The following is a 20598-nucleotide window of genomic DNA, read 5'->3' on the forward strand; positions in this document are numbered from 1 at the left end:
CCCCCGATACAGCGGGCATACTGATAGGTATTCTAAGACGATTTCGACATGAACGCGCAAATTCCTTCTTTGGATACCGTAAATATTAAAAAATTTCGCCGCTCTTTTTCCAAAACTTTTTTCTTTCGGCTCTTTTTTCATTTCTTATTTTATAGTATAATGGCTGTGACATTCATTCGCGTGCGCAGATGCAAGTCGTGTGCGTGAGGGGAATATAGGCTGATTCACTAACGGATGGGAGAGGTTCACATGACGCAGGAAACAGTGATGATCGAGAACAAGACGGGCATTCATGCACGTCCCGCATCGGTGTTCGTTCAGACGGCAACGAAGTTCAAGTCCAAGATCCAGATCGAGGCAAAGGGCAAGAAAGTTGACGCCAAGAGCATTCTCATGCTGATGAGCATGGGGCTTGTCAAGGGCACGGAGCTCACCATCATCGCCGAGGGCGAGGACGAGGCAGCAGCCGTGAAGGAGCTCGCAGATCTCGTCAACTCGAAGTTCGGCGAAGAGTAATCGGATAACTACGGGACGCCCCGAGGTTTTGCAGTACACTGTTTGCCTCGCGGCGTTTTTTCATAGGAATAGGGAGGGTGTTAGATATGGCGGAAACAATCCGTGGAAAAGGCGTCATCTCCGGGATCGCCGTCGGCAAGGTCATGCTCGCAGGGCAGAACCTCGACGGCTATCTTGCAGCCTATAAGCCCGGCTCCGTCGCAGAGGAGCAGAGCAAGGCGGAGGCGGCACTCGTCGCCGTCACCGAGACTCTGCTCGCGACCATCGAGCGTCTGCGCAAAGAGGAGCAGGCGGAGCAGGCAGCCATCCTCGAGGCACATCGCATGATGGTACAGGACCCGATGATGGCGGAGAACATCAAGGCAAAGATCGATGCATCGGGCAGCGCACCGCAGGGCATCCTCGACGCGGCGAACGAGCAGGCACAGCTCTTCGAACAGATGGAGGACGAGTACTTCGCCGCGCGCGCGATCGACCTGCGCGATGTGGGCAAGCGCATCGCCAAGTACGTTCTCGGCGTCAAGGAGCCTGAGATCGGCGCGGGTCAGGTCATCCTCTGCGGCGAGGAGATCGAGCCGTCCGTTGTGGCGGGGATGCCCACGGAGCAGATTGCGGGCGTCATCCTCGGCTCGGGCAGTGCAACGAGCCACGTTGTCATCATCGCAAAGGCACGTGCGATTCCGACGGTGCTCGGCATCGGCGACAAGATCAACCTCATCCAGGACGGCGACGAGCTCATCCTCGACGGCAGCCGCGGCGACATCATCATCCGTCCGACCGAAACGGAGCGCGCACTCTATCAGGGCAAGATCGAGGAGCAGAAGAAGCTCGCGGCGCACTACGCGGCACTCAAGGATCTCCCGGCTGTGACGAAGGACGGCGTGCGCATCGAGCTGACGGCGAACATCGGCACGCATATGGACGTGGACAACGCGCTCACATACGGCGCGGAGGGCGTCGGCCTCTTCCGCTCCGAGTTCGTCTTTATGGGCTCCACGACAATCCCAAGCGAGGAAGACCAGTTCAAGGCATATCGCGCCGCTGTCGAGAAATGCGGCGGCCACATCTGCGTCATCCGCACGATGGACATCGGCGGCGACAAGCCCCTGCCCTACCTCAACATCGACCCCGAGGAGAATCCGTTCCTCGGCTACCGCGCACTGCGCATCAGCCTCGACCGTCATGACCTCTTCCTCCCACAGATCAAGGCGATCCTGCGCGCAGGACTCTACGGCAAGGCGGCGATGATGGTGCCGATGGTCATCAGCGTCAGCGAGATCCAGCGCGTACTGAAGCTCGTCGAGCAGGCAAAGGTCGAGCTCGCCCACGAGGGCAAGGAGTACTCCGACGACGTGCAGATCGGCATCATGGTCGAGACGCCCGCCGCCGCTGTTGTCTCCCCACTCCTCTCCCAGTACGTCGACTTCTTCAGCATCGGCACGAACGACCTCATCCAGTACACGCTCGCGGTCGACCGCGGCAACGCACAGATCGCGAACCTCTACAACCCGTTCAATCCCGCCGTCCTCCGCCTCATCCAGCGCACGATCCAGAGCGCGCGCGAGCGCGGCATCTGGGCGGGCATGTGCGGCGAGATGGCGAGCGACCCGTACGCCGCCGTCATCCTCCTCGGCATGGGCATCACGGAGCTCTCCATGAGTGCGCCGAGCATCCCGCGTGTCAAGGAAATGATCCGCTCCGTCACCTCGACGCAGGCAAAGGAACTCCTCGCCGATGTCATGAAGATGGAGCACGGCGTCGAGATCCGCGCATACCTGCACAAGATGCTCGAGGGCTCGGACGCAAGCACGGGGATCTGATTGTTGCTACAGTCACAGACATCTGCGCACATATAGCTCATACTGTAGGCGTGTGTTATATTTGATATGAAAAGACTCCTGCTGCGCCTCGGTGCAGCAGGAAATTTTCATTTGGAGAGCGCGATGAAACTATCCATCGACACCGACGCCTGTGTCTCCTGCGGCATGTGCGCGGAGCGGCTGCCCGACGTCTTCCGCATCGACCGCGTGGCACGCGCTGCGGTTATCGTGCGCCAGCCGCGGCCCGCCGAACAGGACGATGCCATCGAGGCGGCGGAGGACTGCCCTGCGGGCGCGATTGTTTTAAGGAAGCACTGATAAAACCAGCGTTTCCCTATCTTTTTTTCGTGGAAAATACGTGAGAATGTGCTACAATAGAGAAGGGTTTTCGACTGTCGTTTCTGTTTCGGGGGGAATCTGCAATGACGGAATTGAAGTTGGAGCCGTTCGGCACAATGCCGGGCGGGGATCGGATCGATCTCTACACGCTGACGAATGAGCACGGCACACGGGTCGCGATCACGACCTACGGCGCGCGCCTCGTGAAATTCGAGCGACTCGTGCACGGCGCGCCGCTCGACATCGTGCTCGGCTATGAGACGGGCGAGGACTATGTTGCCGACACCGCCTCGATGGGTGCCATTGTTGGACGACACGCGAACCGCATTGCGGGCGGGCGCGTCACGATCGCAGGGCGCCCCTATCAGCTCGAGCTGAACTCGGGCTCACACAAGCAGAACCACATCCACGGCGGCACAAAGGGGCTGCACTATCACCTCTGGACGGCGGAGATCGTGGACGGCGGCGTAGAGTTCACCGCGATCAGTCCCGACGGCGAGGGTGGCTACCCCGGCAATTTCGAGGCAAAGGTCGCCTACCGCCTCACGGATGACGACGCACTCCACATCTCCTATCGTGCTGTCAGTGACGCGGACACGATCTGCAACCTCACGAACCACACCTACTTCAACCTCGAGGGTTGGGCGGCGGAGAGCGTGCTCGATCACGAGGCGGAGATCTACGCGGACGAGTTCACGTGGGCGGATGCGGAGTCCCTGCCCGACGGGCGCATCCTCACGGTGTTCGGCACGCCGATGGACTTCACGACGCCGCACCGCATCGGCGAACGCATCGACGCGGACTACGACCAGCTGCAGATGGCGGGTGGCTATGACCACAACTGGGTGCTGCGCGGCGACATTGCACCCGAGCCGTATTCGCATCTGAAGAAGGCGGCGCGCGTGACCTCTGCGAAGACGGGGCTTGCCCTCTCCTGCTACACGACGCAGGTCGGCATGCAGTTCTACACCGGCAACGCCCTCGCGAAGAAGCCACTCATCGGCAAAGGCGGCAGGCAGTTCCCACGGCGCGGCGGCTTCTGCCTCGAGACGCAGTTCTTCCCGAATGCGCCCGCGAATCCGGCATTCCCCCAGCCCGAACTGCGCATGGATGAGGTCTGGGAAGCGGAGACCGTCTACAAACTCGATAATTTATGAGGAAGGAAAAGGGTGTTATGCGAAGCTAACGACTTCGTATAATTCCCTTTTCTATCTTTATGATCACATCTCATCTATAGCAGATACTTATAACAAGTCAATTTTTTCAATTACTCATTTATATAAAACAGCTAGACTTTTCTATCAAAGAAGCGTAAGATAGGAGTTATAAAGACTTCTGCTCACAAAAATTAAGGGAGGATTGACTAAATGAATATTCATGAGTACCAGTCCAAGCAGGTTCTGCGGGAGTTCGGTGTCAACGTACCGAACGGTCTGCCGGCGTTCACCGTCGACGAGGCTGTTGCAAACGCGGAGAAGCTTGGCTCCCCCGTCATCGTCGTCAAGGCACAGATCCACGCGGGCGGCCGCGGCAAGGCAGGCGGCGTCAAGATCGCAAAGAATAAAGAGGAAGTCCGCACCTACGCGCAGGAGCTTCTCGGCAAGACCCTCGTCACGCATCAGACCGGCCCCGAGGGCAAGGTCGTCGGACGCCTCCTCATCGAGGAAGGCTCGAAGATCAAGAAGGAATTCTACCTCTCCTTCGTCGTTGACCGTCAGACGGCAAGCATCGTCATGATGGGCTCCGAGGAGGGCGGCGTCGAGATCGAGAAGGTCGCGGCGGAGACCCCCGAGAAGATCATCAAGGAGTACATCGACCCCGTCATCGGACTCGCACCGTTCCAGGCGACGCGCATGGCCTACGCCATCAACATCCCAGGACCTGCAGTCCGCAAGGCAGCGGCGCTCATGCAGGGACTCTATGAGGCATTCATCGGCAAGGACTGCTCGCAGGTCGAGATCAACCCGCTCGTCGTCACCGAGGACGACGATGTCATCGCGCTCGACGCGAAGCTGAACTTCGACGACAGCGCGCTCTTCCGCCACCCCGACATTGCGGAGCTGCGCGATGAGACGGAGGAGGATCCGAAGGAGCGTGAGGCTGCGGCTGCGGGGCTGAACTATGTCAACCTCGGCGGCGATGTCGCGTGCATGGTCAACGGCGCAGGGCTTGCGATGGCAACCGTTGACATCATCAAGCACTACGGCGGCGAGCCCGCAAACTTCCTCGATGTCGGCGGCGACTCCGAGCCCGAGAAGATTGCAAAGGCGTTCAGCATCATGCTCGAGGGCGGCCAGGCAAAGGGCATCTTCGTCAACATCTTCGGCGGCATCAACCGCTGCGACAACATTGCAAACGGCATCATCGAGGCGGCAAAGATCATCTCCACGGATGGGAAATCCCTCCCCGTTCCCGTCGTCGTGCGCCTCGAGGGCACGAAGGTCGAAGAGGGTCGCGAGATCCTGAAGAACACGCCGATCGCCAACGTCTTCCCCGCGCCCACGATGGAAGGCGGCGCAGAGCAGATCGTCAAACTCGTTGCGGCGGCAAAAGCCTGATCGAAAGGGAGGTCATACAATGTCAGTTCTGATTGATAAAGATACCAAGGTCATCGTACAGGGCATCACGGGCAAGGCTGCCATGTTCCACACGAAGCAGATGCTCGACTACGGCACGAAGATTGTCGGCGGCGTCACCCCCGGCAAGGCGGGTCAGACCGTCGAGGGCGTGCCCGTATTCAACACCGTTGCGGACGCTGTGAAGGCAACGGGCGCAACCGCCTCTGTCGTCTACGTCCCCGCGCGCTTTGCGGCGGACTCCATTCTTGAGGCGGTCGACGCAGAGCTCGATCTCGTCGTCTGCATCACCGAGCACATCCCCGTGCTCGACATGGTGAAGGTGCGCCGCTATATGCAGGGCAAAAAGACGCGCCTCGTCGGCCCCAACTGCCCCGGACTCCTCACCTCCGGTCAGTCGAAGCTCGGCATCACGCCCGGCACGGTCAGCAAGCCCGGCCACGTCGGACTCATCTCGCGCTCCGGAACACTCACCTATGAGGCGGCATTCCAGCTCACGAACGCGGGCATCGGCCAGACGACCACCGTCGGTATCGGCGGCGACCCCGTCAAGGGCACGGACTTCATCGACGCGCTCCAGCTCTTCAAGGACGACCCCGACACCTACGCCGTCCTCATCATCGGCGAGATTGGCGGCACGGCGGAGGAAGACGCTGCAAAGTGGATTCAGGAGAACATGAAGGATAAGCCGGTCTCCGCATTCATTGCGGGTCGTCAGGCGCCTCCGGGCAAGCGCATGGGTCACGCAGGCGCGATCATCTCCGGCGGCAAGGGCACGGCAGCGGATAAGGTCGCGGCCCTCAACGCTGCTGGCATCCCCGTCGCCGACACCGTCGCCCATATCGGCGAGACCATGGTCAAGCTCCTCAAGGAAAAGGGACTCTACGACAAGTGCCACACCTGCTGAGGCGAATTTCATAACACATCAGACGCTCCTGCGTATGCGGGAGCGTTTTTTTGTGTGCAAAAGAGAATTTCGGTACTTTTTCTATAAGAAGGACGTTTGAACCTGTTATATATGACAGTTACAAAAATTCAAAGAATATGTTAGAGTAAGATTGATATACAACGGATTCTGTTTGAAAGGATATGGAAGGTATGAACGGCAGCAGATGTGTACACACACTCTTTGCATCCCTTCTTACACTCACGCTCCTGCTTCTCGGCGGCAGTCCTGCGGCGGATGCCGCCGGAAGCCGGCTGCTCGGCACGACGACCGTCACGGCAAACGATCTGCTCGCAAAGCCCTTGCCGCCTCGTGGGCAGGCTTTGTCTACGGTGTCATCGACGGAAAGGGATAACCATTCATGAAAAGGAGGCACATTATGACAATCTCACTCAAAAAAACGCTCGGTGCAGCGCTTGCCGCGTTTGCACTTACCGCAGCCCCCGCCGCAGCCGCGCCAAGCCCCGAGGCACAGCTGCAGATGATCGCGGAGGCAGAACCGCTGTGGAAGGATGAGTTCGTCGCGCGCTGGGACGAGGGGCAGACACCGTATCCCTACCTCATGCGCTTCAACCGCCGTCTGACGCACATCGCCGTCACCGACCTCGACCACAACGGCAGACTTGAGCTGCTCGTACGCCATGCGATGACGCTGATGGATATATCCGGCCCCCATGCGGCGGGTGTTGTGGATATCCCGATCGATATCAGCCTGTCCGCCTACGAGATCTCTGCGGACGGACGGCTCGAACGCCTCCGCACAGAGAACGGCTACGATTGGCCCGATCTGATGAACCTCCACCCCCTCAGTGAGGTTGACGAGCACGGCACGCGCTGGCATCATGTCCGCACCGTGACCGTCTCCCGGGGCAGCTGCTTCACGGACAACGATCCTTCTTACACCTATACAGCGTCCTATCAGCGCGTCGCCCTCGACCATGGAACGCTGCGCTGTCAGCTGCTCGCCGTGGAAAAAGGCAGCTATCGGGACGTGGACAGCCCCTCCACCTGCAGGAAAATCCACGTCTCCGCCAGTGTCTTTGACGGCGATCCCGCCCATACGAATATGAGTGGACGGCAATTTCAGCAGACATATCTGTATCAGACCTTTGACGAGTCACTCCTGCCGCCAAGCTCCATCCGCTGGGTGAGCGGCGACGAACTCAACCGCGACCCGCGCGAGGCACTTTCCTCCTCATGGCGCGGATTCGCCTACGGCGCATTGCGCGAGGCAAGGGGGTGAATGCCATGAAAAAACTCTTTTGCGCGGCACTTGCCGCCCTCGTACTCACCGCAGGCTCTGTGGCAGCCGAGCCGTTTGCGCCCGCGCCCGATGCCGAAGCGCAGCTCGATGTCATGGCGGCATCGGGTGTGATCCAGGAGGAGATCAACACCCTCTATCACACATGGGACGGCATCCTAAAGAGCGGCATGGCGAAGCGCAGTCACTACACGTTCTATGCCGCCGTCACCGACCTCAACCACAACGGACGACTCGAGCTCCTCATCAGCAGCCATTTCCTGAACAGAGATCCACTCTACTATGCAGGGGACAGCATCTCAGAGGAGCAGAAAAAGGGTCTCCAATACCTCTGCAACAACTATCCGAGCGAGGTCTACGGCGAGGCATACGAGATCAGCGTGGACGGATCGACGCTCGAGCCGTACGCCATCAATCATGCGAACACGCAGTTCCCCGACCTCACGCGTCTCCACATCCGAGGGAGAAAGACGGATGGACACTACATCTACATGGTCGATACGCAGCGCATGCCGCGCAACAAAAGCTGGACGAGCGCAACGGATCGCTACGACATCGTATACGATGCCCAGATTCTCTGGGCCGACGTCGACCTTGGCGTCGGAACGAACGCCCATGCGGAAGGGACTGCAAGTGTCCATGGGGAGCAGGTCGAGCCGTTCTACACCTCCATGAACCTCCTCTATCTGAACAAGGACGTCGACCCCTACGGCATCGAAGCCGAGAAGTTCCAGCGCGAACGACTCGATAGAGGCGGACGCCGCATCAACTTCGTCGACTGGCAGGCACTCGACAAGGATGCACGCACCGCCCTCGCCTCCTCGTGGTACGGCTGGTCGTACGAAAGCGAGGAATAATCACGACATACAAAAACAGCGATTTGCAAAGGCGTGCAAATCGCTGTTTTTGTATATCTCACATCTCCTCTGCCCGCGCGATTCGGTGCAGGAGAACACGGGCGCATTCTGCCGCGCGCACAAAATCTGCCCTTGTCAAAACAAGCAGAACATAGTCCTCGCTGTTCATATCCAGTGCGGCAAGGACATGATCCTCCCACGGCGCATTCACCGCCTTGCTCCAGGCAGGAATCCCATCCATTTCGCCGAGCAGATCCGCATCGACAGCAAGTCCCATATCCGCCGCCAGGGCCTCTACGGCAGCGACGAAGTCCTCCTTCTCGCTCTTCCAGTCAAGCCCCACTGCCCTGCCGCTGCGCACCAGTTTTTTGCAAAGTGCCTCCCATGCGGCGTCAATGCCCTTTGCCCCCGATGCTTGTAACTTTTTCCGCAGCCGCTTCCCATCTGCGACATCCACGCACAGAATATTGGCAAGCGCAGCGAATGTGTCCGCAATCGCTTTTGGATCGTCTTCGGTCGGCTCATATTCCGCGACATCGGGGAGCACTCTTTTTTGCACAAAGGCCTTCATGATCTGCGCCGCATCGTCATACGAAAGTCCCGCGCGACAGTATCTTTTTCCCTCCATTTCCAACAGCAAATTCACCTGATCGGCAGTCGCCCCGCTGATTGCCTTCATCGACGTGCAGCCCTCGACCGCCTGCGGCGGGCAGATCTCCACAAACATATTGTATCCGTCCCGCATGGACTTCAATTCGTTCTCGGTCCCCACAATATGAAAGCCGTGACGGTTCATCGAACTGCACTTCAGGCACCAGTCTTCATAGGTGCTGAACATCTTTGCCTGAATCCAATGATATAAGCGCATCAGCGGAATCCTCCCCATATATTCGATGCCGTTACCTTACGATATTTCAGCGGGTGGGTCAAGCACAAGGATACACGAACATCATTTATTTTTGATAAATCCTCTTATAACAATTGATTTCACTTCTCAACTGCGTTATAATAAGGTCAGAATCCAACAGGGGAGTTTTCCCCTCTCTCATATGTTCACAACTAGGAGGTATGTCCAATGAATCAGCAGCAGCTCAAACGCATGACCGAGGACAAAGGCTTTATCGCCGCACTTGACCAGAGCGGCGGCTCCACGCCGAAGGCACTCAAGGCGTACGGCGTCGACGAGAGCGCCTATCACGGCGAGGAGGAGATGTTCACGCGCGTCCACGAGATGCGCACCCGCATCATCAAGAGCCCCTCGTTCGACAAGAGCCGTATCCTCGCGGCAATCCTCTTTGAGAACACGATGGATCGCAAGATCGACAGCCTCTTTTCCGCTGATTTCCTCTGGAATCAGAAGGGCATCGTCCCCATCCTCAAGGTCGACAAGGGACTTGCCGACGAGAAGGACGGCGTTCAGCTCATGAAGCCCATCCCGGGACTCGACGAGCTGCTTGACCGCGCGAACGAGCGTCACATCTTCGGCACAAAGATGCGCTCCGTCATCAAACAGGCGAACCCCGACGGCATCCGTGCCATCATCGACCAGCAATTCGAGGTCGGAATGCAGATCGTCCGCAAGGGGCTCGTCCCCATCCTCGAACCCGAGGTCGACATCCACTGCCCCGACAAAGCAAAGGCAGAGGAGATCATGCTCGGCTGCATGAAGGAGCACCTCGCAAAGCTGCCCGCCGATGCCAAGATCATGTTCAAGGTCACCATCCCGACCGTCGACAACCTCTACGCAGAGATCATGAAGGACAGCCACGTCGTCCGTGTCGTCGCCCTTAGCGGCGGCTACACCATGGACGATGCGAACGAAAAACTCGCCCGCAACCACGGGCTCATCGCCAGCTTCTCCCGCGCCCTCGCGCAGGATCTGCGCTTCTCGCAGAGCGACGATGAATTCAACGCCGTCCTCAAGAAGGCAATCGACAGCATCTATCAGGCATCCATCACCTGATGCCAGCCTGACAGTGCCGTCCTTTCCCCTATATTCTCACGAACAATCCCCCGCCAATTGTGGCGGGGGATTTGTTGTTAAAAATATTCTTCATCATCCCAGAATGCCATCAAAGGCTCATAAAATATTCCTCGTCAATTTCATAACTATTGACTGGATAGAGGCCTATGTTATACTCTGCTAATTTTTGCACCAGTTCTTCTCCATCGATCAAGTCTATTTGTTGTTTTCCGGGACTAACCGCCTCATCTCTCGCCGCCTTAGAAAAGGTGCCTGTTGTAATGAAGATACCTTTTTCAATATCCGTAGTCAATGATCCACGAAAGTCTCGAATATCTGCTGCTCCTACAACACCTTTATATCGCTTGCACTGAAACGCCACATTAAATGTGAGAACGCCATTGACTTTCAACTTTCCATTCCCATCAATGCCCCCATCCCCCGATTTCTTCGTCACAGTGACTTGAGAAAATCCACATTCTCGCAAGAGCCGTTGCGCTAATTTTTCAAATCCATAGGGGTTCATCTCCATGAGAATACCCGAAAGACGCCGTTCCCATGATTGTCTCTCATCCGGAACCTCTGCTATTGTCAGCCCCTGTTCATTCGTATTGTCAGCGAAGTCATTTCTGTTGGGGGAAAGCTGTTGCCGCACAGTACGGATAATTTCATTTTTATCAATTTCTACCTGTTCCACCATTTTCTGATACTGAGGAGCAATTGACCATACGCCCCGAGCACTATTTTCGATCAACCCATATTTTTTCAAATATGTTCGCGCCCATTTTGCACGATATTCGAGCTCTGTCTCATTTCCAGTCTCTTTGTGGGGTTCATCAACTATTTCATCCGATAACCCCAACTGTCTGATAATCTCTGCATCAATCTCACTGTTGGTACCTGAGCCTCCTAATTGAACGAGAGCGTACCATGTTGGTTCTATCAACAGTCGATAATCAGGGCATTTCGTCTGCTTCTTCTTGCGCGTCATATTCGATAATCCACCTCTCAAATCGATATACACTATATTCGACTTACAGAAACAGTTTACCTGCCTTTATGTAGGAGAAATCATTCTCCCACCAAACTGTCTCAGGTTTCATATGAGAGCCATCAGCTTCGATTATAAGAGTTGTTTTCTCTTGCATATCGATCATAAATCGTCTAATATTGCCATAGCAACAATCAGAAATTAGGTGACGTTTATCAAGACATATAACATTATCGATCTCTTTGCCGGCGCTGGAGGTCTTAGCCTTGGATTCCGACAAACCGGACGGATGAACATCGTCGCGGCGGCAGAGATTAACCCCAACGCAAGAAAGACATACAAACGAAACTTTCATGTAAAACAACTCTATACAGATGTCTGTGCGATTGATTATGCAGAACTAAAAGCATCCGTCGGACAGATTGATATGGTGATCGGAGGACCACCATGTCAGGGGTTTTCCAATGCAAATCGCCAGCATACCAACCTGATCAATATGAACAATCGCCTTGTAAAAGAATACGTTCATGCAATCTGTACGTTGCGACCGACGGCATTCATCATGGAAAACGTCGCGGCACTGCGCTCAGAAGCTCACCGTTTCCTTGTAGACGAATCAGACCTGAGCAACGAGCGTACTATGAGACTGACGCTACGAGATGATTCCCTCGATATACTTCCTGCAAGGGCAGTGTTCAACGGCGCACTGGAATTTATGCGAACGTTTGACAACAATGATTCCTATTTTTGGGTAGAATCGTTCTATAAAACGATCCGAGCACTCTATCGTTTCCGTAAAAATCAAGATAAATTCGATGCCTCGTTACAAAAACATAGCTCGACACTCCTGCCACAGTTAAAACAACTCGGGCAGAGGGAGAAAACGGATGCGGCCTCCGAGCTCCTACAGGAAAAGGATGCCGCCTTCGCAGAGAGACTGCTCACATACATAGCGCAACAAACCGACTTTTCCATGATGATACAAAGCATGGAGGAAGTGCTTCTATTGCAGCATGCGTTCCGAAAATCAAGGGAGCTTGCACAAAATCGCATTCACATCTTTGACTATTGCGAAGAGAAAGGGACTATTGTCGCCCTAGTCAAGTCCTATGCCGTACTTGACTACATCAAAATAATGTTGGATGCTGAGCCGCATAAATATACTTTGTACGAGCACACACTGAATGCGCTACACTATGGCGCACCACAGCGAAGGGAGCGCTTTATCCTCGTCGGATTATCACACAGTTGCCAAGCAGAATATACACCGCCAACAGCGCTCTATCATGAGGGCTTTTATCGGACCGTGCGCGATGCTATCGGCGATCTTCAGGAAATCTCTCCATCTGTTGATGTCGATAGTGATTCCATTAAACTCCCTCCACGGAGCGATGTCTCCGTGCTTGCAAAAAATCTGCGAGGAATGCGTCTTTACAACCATGTAGTAACAGCAACAGGCGATACTGCATTGACACGATTCCGTGCGTTACAGGAAGGTCAGAACTTCCACGATCTCGATTCCTCCCTCAAGACCACATATACCGATACCACGCGCACACAGAATACGATCTACATGCGTCTACGCTATGACGAGCCCTGCGGAACGGTCGTAAACGTCCGGAAATCCATGTGGATTCACCCCACGCTGGATCGTGCAATCTCCATCCGAGAAGCGGCACGGTTGCAGACTTTTCCAGATTCCTTTATCTTTGAAGGGACAAAAGATGCCCAATATCAACAAGTTGGCAATGCTGTTCCTCCATTTTTAGCAAAGGCGATTGCACACAGTCTCCTTGACGTATTGGATCAACTGCCAGATGAATGAAAAATGGGGCGATTCGTCCGCATCGGATGAATCGCCCCATTTTTCATATTGCCTGTGTGGGCACAGAATTTATTTCTTTTGCTTTTTCATATATTTTCTCATATATATGTTTTTCGGGCAAGCAGTCTAGAATGTATACGCCACCAAGGAGATTGAGATACTTTGCAAGCTCTCCGACAACATTTGTATCGATCCGCATCCCGTTGTTGCGCGCATCAATAACGGCAGACAGAAACCCGCGTGTGATCGATGGATTATTCGAAGTATTACGCTCCAAAACGTGCATGATGTAGTCCGCATTTTCGCATATGAACCGCGTCAACTCCCACGGATCATCTCGTCTCTCATCATGAGTTAAGCGGCCAATCCACCAGAGACGAGAAAGCGCATTGCGTGTGAGGGATCGACGTGGCCCGAACCCAAAGAAAAAGTGCTGTGTGATATGAGGTACCGTACATTTTGCATCAACATCCCAGCGATATTTGACGTATTTCCAAAACGGGCCAAGGCAAAGTCCCGCCCACAATCGCTCATCCGATGCCTGCGACTCGGATAGAAACCGGAAGTTTTCATAGATGCGTTTCGCATTCTCCGCGTCTGTCCGAAATCCTTTTTCTGCTGACATATCAAGCACGACATCCTGAACTTCCACAAATTTGCTATCCGTAAAGAGCGGATGTTCCAGCTCCGCCTCCAACTGTTTTGATGACTCTGCCCGAAAGTGCTCTATCCACACTGAAAGATTCGTCTTAATGAGATCGATATTATCGTAGCTCACGAATTGAATTTTCATTCGTCATCCCCTCCGGAGAACCCCGCAAGCATCTTAAAGGCATCTGATACAGGCTCATTGATGAGGCTTTGTGCAAGACGCATCACATCCTGCTCCTCAAATTCTTCTGAAGAAATGTCACAGTCAAATTTTGTTGCAAGTGTTTTGGCTAAAACGCGATACCATAGATTCTCTGCGTTCTCTTCACGCTCCGACACAGATACTCTTTTCAACTCACCAAGGACATAGATGAGAGCTGGCACTATCGTCAGGGAGTTCAGCACTGCTTGAATTTGAGGTGTCTTACTCAGTTGCTTATAACTATAATAGTCATCCATAGGCAACTTAATGACAATCTTTCTGCCAGAGTAGTCCACCATCATGTGCTTACAAGTATCATCGGCATTTCGCGCGATACTGAATATGGACGGCATGTGCTCCAGTTCATCAACATCCTTTGAAATATGTACCGCTACCATCTTTCCGGATGCCATAATGCAGCCAGCCTCGATATCAAAGGAGATACCACGATAGTCCTCATGAAAATCCTCGCTGGAATATCCTTGAATATCCTCAACTGCCACGATAAACGAACAAATTTGAAGCGTCCCATTGAGGTTTTTATCGGAGAGCAGCTCACTAGCTATGACCTCTCCTGTCTGAAATACCTTACGAAAGCCCGTTTGTGCACATTCCATATGATAGACATATTTTGCCTGACCAGATCGGATCAGTTTTTTTAGTGCATCATTTGTTAGCTCTGCGGTGAAGTCAACGCGCAGGTGATATCCTTCTTTGCGGGGTTCAATCACGGCATTGAATTTTCCCGATTGATAATCATCGGAATAGGTGGAAAGAACCGGATAGGGATAGAGCCTATACTTTATTTCCATACCCTTTCACCTCCATCGGGCAGTAGTCATGATAGTCGATTTGAACATCAATCTTTAGCGGTTGCTGTCTTGTAAAGTTGATGTTTTGAATTTTGTTTCCCTCAACCGTCAGATTTGGATGTGTCGCGCAATGTGCTGATAGAATGTTAGCATCATATGCCTGGGATTCTGCGGACATGAATATCTCAATCACGCCATCACAGGCAGAGATCGCCGGTGTAAAGATGATGGTATACTTGCCCTCTTTCCGATCTCGAACCAGATTGCGGATATGGCTTGCCGGGATTGTCGACAGTGCCTGTCTATGTTCTTTGGGAATATCACCACCACCATTACCTGCATGATGTCCGCCTCCATTACCACCCCCATTTCCTGCGCCCTGATCACCACTTCCCCCCTCACCCGGAAACCCAGAAACCGAAATCTCTCCCGTATCATTCGGGTGCTGTGTCTCTGCCGTGTCTTCATCCTGTTCGCCCGACGACGGTGGCTTCACCTCAGTCACACGGGAATCAACATCATGGATGGTATCCATGATACGCTCTTCCTTTTTCTCATTTGCCGCCTCTTCTTCCTGTTTTGCAGACAGATACTCTCCAACAGGGGGATCCAGTTCCTCCTCACTACTGTCATCCCGCATCTCATTCAAGCTCTCACGAATAAACTGAGAGAGTTGCTGCAACAGTTTTTTTGCCTTTCTCTGATTGTCGGCACGCTCCACTTCCCATTCGAGATGTTGCGGATTCTCAAGGGTCCTCAGATACGTGTTGAGTTCCACTCCTTCGATATAGAGCACACCCGCAAATGGAATGATGCCGTTAATATGTCCTTTGTCCTTGATCTTCATCCCAGTCTGCCGAACCATCGCAACCCGACGATGAAACCCGGCTTCGATCATGAGGCGAAGTGTAACCTTTCCACAGGTTTCCGGATCCTCTGTAAACAGCTTTTCAAACGTACACACTTCTGTACGATTGAGTAGCGTCTGATAGTATTCATCTGCGCGTTCACGAAAATAATCCTTATGCGATTCGACCAATCCGTCAAGCGTATCTTTAGAAATCTGAGTGCCATCCACATCCACGACAAGAGTCCCATTGAAAACAGCGTATAAAAACCCATCCAAAATAGATGCCACCATCTGCTCTCGCCAATGTTCATCCCCATTAAATCCAAGGATGAAGATGTCCGTTCCATGTTGCCCCACAGGGCGATGATACTCCGAGTCCAGAGAGATTTGCTCATAGACAGGTGCATTTTTTTCTCCCCCATAGAACCCGATGCCTTGTGTGATTTCCTCGCTTGCGTTTCGGAACGATGTGAGACGCGAAACACCTTGGTAAGCAGACTGATTGGCTGAATCCAAGGTGCTGTAGAACACGGTCCGAAATACCGAGCAGGCAAAAGGGGCATACTTCCCTATACCGAACGAGCCGCCATTGCTCCCGCTTTTGTCCGATGCACCGGACGACTTCGTCAAGTTGCACCACGCGGAGTTATATTCTTCTCGCGCTCCCGTGAGTCCGGTTGTATTGTAGTCACTAATGCGTAAGCAAGTGATTGCGACGTTGTTGGCGACGGAGAGTGCCGTCTCAAAAAAAGACTTTGCCCGATCCGTCGTTTGCCCAGACCAGAACGCCAGCGAACGCTTCAGTGCGTCGTATAACCCCTCGAAATCCGGAATGTCCGAAGGTGCAAGCTGAAAAGCCTTAAATTCGATTTTCGTCGGCTGTCCGCTCTGATCATTGGCATCTAGGGAGTTCTGGCAAATCTCGCGTGCCAGAGATTTCATCGGCGTTCCTTTGAAAGTCTCAACGCCGGAATCCGCGATTCCAAAAATCTGCCCGAAATTATTGGATGGAAAGTTCCATTTGCGCTTCTGCCCCATATCAACCTACGCTTTCTATGATAAGCCTTCAACATCTGCAACAACGACCTTCAACCCATTCATAATCTGTAATCTAGAATTCAATAGATTTCCCATGTCTAACATTGGGGGCACTGCGCCGAAACCACCTTCATACCACAGATCTCTCTGGCCCTACTCCACCGTCCACTCGTTGACGTTCCAGAAGAAGCCGACGCCGTTGTAGCCGAGCATGCGGTTCGGGGTGATGCCATGGACGCGTGCGTTCGTCACGTAGATGAAGTCGAGGTAGCAGATATAGATATAGGGGAGGTCTTTCGTCACTTCTTCCTGAAAGAGCCCGTAGAGGCGCATCCGCTCGGCGGTGTCGGTTGTGCGGCGGGCAGCGAGGAGGTATTCGTCCACGCGTGGGTTTGCGTAGTGGCCGTCATTCCCTCGCCCATTGGTCGAGAACACCTTATAGGTATGTGCATCCGGGTCGATCTCGTTCCCCACGCCGCTGAGGTATGCCATCTGCCCGTCCCAGTCGACCTTTGCGGGGGTCTCCACGGTGCAGTGAATTCCGACCGCGCGCATCTGCGCTGCCACTACGTTGGCGATATCGATGCGGCTGTACTTGTCATTCTTCACGGTGAGGATGAATCCGACCTCCTCTCCGCCGCGTGTGTAGTAACCATCGGCCCCCTTCCTGCAGCCCGCCGCCTCGAGAATCTCCTGTGTCTTCGCAGGATTATAGTCATAGTGCTCTACGTTCGGATTGTTGAAAGAACTGCGCTGCAGGGGGCTGTATGCAGGAATCCCATGCCCGAGCAATGCGTCATTTATGACTGCCGCACGATCAACGGCGTAGGCGATGGCAGGCAGCAGGTCGCGGTTGCGCTGCCAGTAGGGATGGGCGCAGTTAATCAAAATCGCGCCGAAGTTCGCGGTCTTCATCGCGTAGAAACGGTAGCCGTCCTTCCCCTCAAAGGGTGCCGCTGCTCGTGGTGACAGCCGTGCCAGATCCGCCGTCCCATCGGCAAGTGCCTTTGCCTCGGCGGCATCGTCCGCCACGATCTTGACGACAAAGCGATCGATCTTCGGTGCGCCGCGATAGTAGTCCTCATTCTTTACGAGAACGATCTCCTTGCCCGCCTCCCAGCTCTCCATGCGAAAGGGGCCCGTTCCGACGGGGCTGCGAAAGAATCCCGTCGTTGTGAGGTCCTGGCCCTCAAGGAGATGTGCCGGCAGGATCGGCTGCATCATATAGTCGAGGAATGCCGCGTTCGGTGCGGACAGGCGAATGCGCACCGTCCGATCGTCGACCTCCGTGATCTCGCGCACCTCTTCGAAGTTCGGTGCGTGGAGGGAATCGACGAGCGGATTCTTAATCGCCTCGATGGTGAACTTCACATCCGCCGCCCGCAGCGGTTTCCCGTCATGCCAGTGCACGCCCTCGCGCAGGCGAAATACATAGGTGTAGGTCTCGGGATCGTACTCCACCGACGCGGCAAGCGCGGGGACGATGGCATCGTTCTCATCGCGGCGCATCAGCCCGTCGAACAGCAGCTGCCCGATCTCGGCGTACTCACCCACCAGTACATTGATCCCCTCGTAGTCCTTTGTGGCATAGACGAGCTGCCCCCCGTGCGCCTCATCGGCGCGTTCCCCGCCGCAGCCGCCCGCAAGTGCCAGCAGTGCAAACGCCAGGCACAAAAGCAGCAGCTTCTTCATCTCATCCCTCCCTTTATCAAAGCAAATTTATGATTGGTAGAGCTTCGTTATCCCCTTATTGTATTCCTGCTTATTGTCGTGCATTTTTCAAAATTTTTCGCTCCATGCTGTACTGAATCAAGAAGGGGCTGTACGTCGAAACGTTTCAGCTTCGACGTACAGCCCCGCGTTACGCTCGCATACTTACGGCTTTACTCACATCTTCTCCCATGCGGTAAACTCGTAGGCACGCGCTCCTCCACCGATGTCCACATCCTGATGGTAGTAGTCGTAGTAGCCATACTCCTCGAGGTAGTCGCGCACGGCATTGTTGCCCGTATAGACTGTGTACCTGCCGCTCGGCAGCGCACTCTTGAACTCGCTGACCGCAGAGGACGGCGAGCTCGGCTCGTACATCTTGATCGAACTGCCGTCCTTGACGAAGATCGCGAACTTGCCCGCCTTCACATGGTTTTGGAAGTCGCTCTGGCTGATCGTTCCGCTCCACATGGCAAATGTCATAGAGGACATTGCCAGCATCAGCGTAAAGACCAGCGCCATCACCTTTGCTGCCCGTTTCATCGTACATCATCTCCTTTTCACATCAACACAGATAGCTCGGAAAATGAAACTGCGCAGTTCATTTCTCTTATTATATCCGAGAATGATGGAGAATCGTACTGTTATAAATAACAGGTCGCGCAAAAAATTTTTCAAAAACCTGTCATTTATGACAGGTCACAAGCGTTTCTCTTTATGCTAAGATGAAATCAATCGAATTCTCACATTTTTATCTATAGGAATCACCGAACGAAGGAGGACATGATGAAAAAAATACTGTACGCCCTGCTCATGTGCATCCTGCTCGTCCCCGCGCAGCTGTGTGCGGCAGCCAATCTTCCGGAGGAGGAGTTCGCACTCGGCGGCATCCACATCGGCGATACGCGTGCCGAGGTAGAGGAACTCTACGGCAGGGGCAATCGTGTCGCGGACGGCGTAGATGTATGGAACGGCGAGGATGTCGGCATACACGTCATCGACTACGGCGCGTCGCTCAGCGTGACGTACCGCAGCTCGGACAGGGGCTGGCACGTCATCAGTGTGCATCTTGGCGTGAACGACGTAAACGAGTACAACGTGAAGCCGTCCGAGGAGGCGCAGAGCCTTGAGACACCGCGCGGCATCCATCTGGACAGTACGACGGAGGATCTTGAGGAGGCATACGGCTACCTGCCGAAGCCAAAGTGCAGCAACAACGCGCCGCCCGTCTGCGGCTACTTCTACGACGGCGACACAGCGCAGATCGCATTCTACATCTGCGCCGAGCACAGCCCCGGCATCCGCTCCATCTGGCTGCACGAGAAGTAAAGGGGAACAATCATGCATACCAAAACGTTTCTATCCGCCCTCCTGTCCGCCGTCTTGCTCTGCGCGCCTCTCTCGGCGGCAGAAAATGTCCTAAGCGACCGAACGGAGGAGCACACGCGGCCGCCGCAGTCCCTGGAAAACGTGCAGGACAGGGCTGCGCGGGACTGGTCGCGCTCCGTAGAGACCCCTGTCTCGTGGCTCACGGTCGAGGATCATGTCCTGACGGTCTACGACAAGAACGACAGCAAAGCCTACCGCGCCGTCTATCCCGAGATTGCACTCGTGGATGATGACACCTCACCGCTGGCAAAGGCATTGAGAGAGTGGTCTGCGGAGCAGAGCATGGGCGCATGGCACAGCTCGATCCGTACCGCCAGCGAGGAAGCGCGCAGGGACGGGTACGAGCTCCCCTTCTATTACAGCGACATCACGCCGATCTCGCGGTGGGGACGGGTGGATGAGCATCTCGTATCGTTCTTTATGGAGGGGTCATCGTATGTGGGCGGCGCACATCCCATCGCCCATGTCGATGCGTATACCTTTGATCGGAAAACGGGGCGGCAGATCGCGCTCGATGAGATTGTCACGAACCGAACGCTCCTGATCGCCGCCATCGAGGCGGCATTCCAAACGCAGTATCCCGCAGCAGTGGAGCGGGATTTCCCGCACGGTGTCATGGAGGCGCTGCTCATACAACATCCGTCAGAGAAGGGGCTCGCGTCGTTCTGCTGGTACATGGCAGCGGACGGGAGTCTCGTGATCTACTACCCGGACTCCGTGCTCGCTTCCTACGCAGCGGGTGCATTCACCCTCACGATTGCACGGCAGGATGCACCGCGCCTCTTTACGGCGGCGTATCCAATGAACTGACATCGTCGTACAAAAAACAGGTCTTCGAAGCGAGATTTTGCA

The 20598-nt window shown here is 54.6% G+C and carries 20 protein-coding genes; 13 read left to right on the forward strand and 7 right to left on the reverse strand.

Going from position 1 to position 20598, the window contains the following annotated elements; genetic code table 11:
• The first annotated feature begins 249 nt into the window (after window positions 1-249).
• The 9 genes from H1B31_RS01880 to H1B31_RS01920 all read left to right on the forward strand — a co-directional run bounded on the left by H1B31_RS01880 (window position 250) and on the right by H1B31_RS01920 (window position 8315).
• Entirely contained in the window at window positions 250-516 is a 267-nt protein-coding gene (locus tag H1B31_RS01880) for an HPr family phosphocarrier protein (RefSeq protein ID WP_006696600.1), read from the forward strand.
• Window positions 517-602: 86 nt separating this feature from the next.
• A complete protein-coding gene (ptsP, locus tag H1B31_RS01885; protein ID WP_185980675.1) occupies window positions 603-2336 on the forward strand; it encodes a phosphoenolpyruvate--protein phosphotransferase in 1734 nt (577 codons plus the stop codon).
• 123 nt (window positions 2337-2459) lie between these two features.
• Complete coding sequence (locus H1B31_RS01890; protein WP_037346837.1) at window positions 2460-2654, forward strand: ferredoxin; 195 nt, start codon at window positions 2460-2462, stop codon at window positions 2652-2654.
• 104 nt (window positions 2655-2758) lie between these two features.
• A complete protein-coding gene (locus H1B31_RS01895) occupies window positions 2759-3832 on the forward strand; it encodes an aldose epimerase family protein (RefSeq protein WP_185980676.1) in 1074 nt (357 codons plus the stop codon).
• Between the two features lie 210 nt (window positions 3833-4042).
• Window positions 4043-5233, forward strand: coding sequence for an ADP-forming succinate--CoA ligase subunit beta (sucC, locus tag H1B31_RS01900; RefSeq protein WP_185980677.1), 1191 nt, complete (start codon window positions 4043-4045; stop codon window positions 5231-5233).
• A gap of 19 nt (window positions 5234-5252) precedes the next feature.
• Window positions 5253-6158, forward strand: coding sequence for a succinate--CoA ligase subunit alpha (gene sucD / locus H1B31_RS01905; protein WP_185980678.1), 906 nt, complete (start codon window positions 5253-5255; stop codon window positions 6156-6158).
• Between the two features lie 191 nt (window positions 6159-6349).
• On the forward strand, window positions 6350-6562 hold the full coding sequence (locus H1B31_RS01910) for a hypothetical protein (RefSeq protein ID WP_185980679.1): 213 nt from the start codon (window positions 6350-6352) through the stop codon (window positions 6560-6562).
• Between the two features lie 14 nt (window positions 6563-6576).
• The gene (locus tag H1B31_RS01915; protein WP_226372122.1) at window positions 6577-7440 is read left to right on the forward strand and encodes a hypothetical protein; all 864 of its coding nucleotides are present in this window, start codon (window positions 6577-6579) and stop codon (window positions 7438-7440) included.
• A 5-nt stretch (window positions 7441-7445) separates the two neighbouring features.
• The gene (locus tag H1B31_RS01920; protein ID WP_226372123.1) at window positions 7446-8315 is read left to right on the forward strand and encodes a hypothetical protein; all 870 of its coding nucleotides are present in this window, start codon (window positions 7446-7448) and stop codon (window positions 8313-8315) included.
• A gap of 58 nt (window positions 8316-8373) precedes the next feature.
• Here H1B31_RS01920 and H1B31_RS01925 read toward each other — a convergent pair whose 3' ends face one another.
• Window positions 8374-9183, reverse strand: a complete 810-nt coding sequence (locus H1B31_RS01925; protein ID WP_185980681.1) for a DUF6630 family protein — start codon at window positions 9181-9183, stop codon at window positions 8374-8376.
• Between the two features lie 207 nt (window positions 9184-9390).
• On the opposite strand from H1B31_RS01925, the gene H1B31_RS01930 reads away from it, so the two are divergent.
• A complete protein-coding gene (locus tag H1B31_RS01930; protein ID WP_185980682.1) occupies window positions 9391-10278 on the forward strand; it encodes a fructose bisphosphate aldolase in 888 nt (295 codons plus the stop codon).
• A gap of 109 nt (window positions 10279-10387) precedes the next feature.
• On the opposite strand, the gene H1B31_RS01935 is transcribed toward H1B31_RS01930, so the two are convergent.
• Window positions 10388-11269: a restriction endonuclease gene (locus H1B31_RS01935; RefSeq protein ID WP_185980683.1), complete on the reverse strand. Its 882-nt coding sequence runs from the start codon at window positions 11267-11269 to the stop codon at window positions 10388-10390.
• A 205-nt stretch (window positions 11270-11474) separates the two neighbouring features.
• Between H1B31_RS01935 and H1B31_RS01940 the strand changes: the two genes are divergently transcribed.
• Complete coding sequence (locus H1B31_RS01940) at window positions 11475-13094, forward strand: DNA cytosine methyltransferase (RefSeq protein WP_185980684.1); 1620 nt, start codon at window positions 11475-11477, stop codon at window positions 13092-13094.
• Between the two features lie 43 nt (window positions 13095-13137).
• On the opposite strand, the gene H1B31_RS01945 is transcribed toward H1B31_RS01940, so the two are convergent.
• From H1B31_RS01945 to H1B31_RS01965, 5 genes are all read right to left on the reverse strand, one after another.
• Entirely contained in the window at window positions 13138-13887 is a 750-nt protein-coding gene (locus H1B31_RS01945; RefSeq protein ID WP_185980685.1) for a DUF6339 family protein, read from the reverse strand.
• The gene (locus H1B31_RS01950; protein WP_185980686.1) at window positions 13884-14759 is read right to left on the reverse strand and encodes a hypothetical protein; all 876 of its coding nucleotides are present in this window, start codon (window positions 14757-14759) and stop codon (window positions 13884-13886) included. Before H1B31_RS01950 ends, H1B31_RS01945 begins: the two co-directional genes overlap by 4 nt.
• Entirely contained in the window at window positions 14743-16647 is a 1905-nt protein-coding gene (locus H1B31_RS01955; protein ID WP_185980687.1) for a hypothetical protein, read from the reverse strand. The genes H1B31_RS01950 and H1B31_RS01955 overlap by 17 nt, the downstream gene beginning before the upstream one ends.
• Before the next feature lie 153 nt (window positions 16648-16800).
• On the reverse strand, window positions 16801-18339 hold the full coding sequence (locus H1B31_RS01960; RefSeq protein ID WP_185980688.1) for an ABC transporter substrate-binding protein: 1539 nt from the start codon (window positions 18337-18339) through the stop codon (window positions 16801-16803).
• A 195-nt stretch (window positions 18340-18534) separates the two neighbouring features.
• Complete coding sequence (locus H1B31_RS01965; RefSeq protein ID WP_185980689.1) at window positions 18535-18900, reverse strand: hypothetical protein; 366 nt, start codon at window positions 18898-18900, stop codon at window positions 18535-18537.
• Between the two features lie 243 nt (window positions 18901-19143).
• Between H1B31_RS01965 and H1B31_RS01970 the strand changes: the two genes are divergently transcribed.
• Entirely contained in the window at window positions 19144-19686 is a 543-nt protein-coding gene (locus H1B31_RS01970) for a hypothetical protein (RefSeq protein WP_226372124.1), read from the forward strand.
• A 12-nt stretch (window positions 19687-19698) separates the two neighbouring features.
• A complete protein-coding gene (locus tag H1B31_RS01975; RefSeq protein WP_185980691.1) occupies window positions 19699-20556 on the forward strand; it encodes an RsiV family protein in 858 nt (285 codons plus the stop codon).
• Window positions 20557-20598 lie beyond the last annotated feature (42 nt).

Source organism: Selenomonas timonae, assembly GCF_014250475.1.
GTDB classification, from domain to species: Bacteria; Bacillota; Negativicutes; order Selenomonadales; family Selenomonadaceae; genus Centipeda; species Centipeda timonae.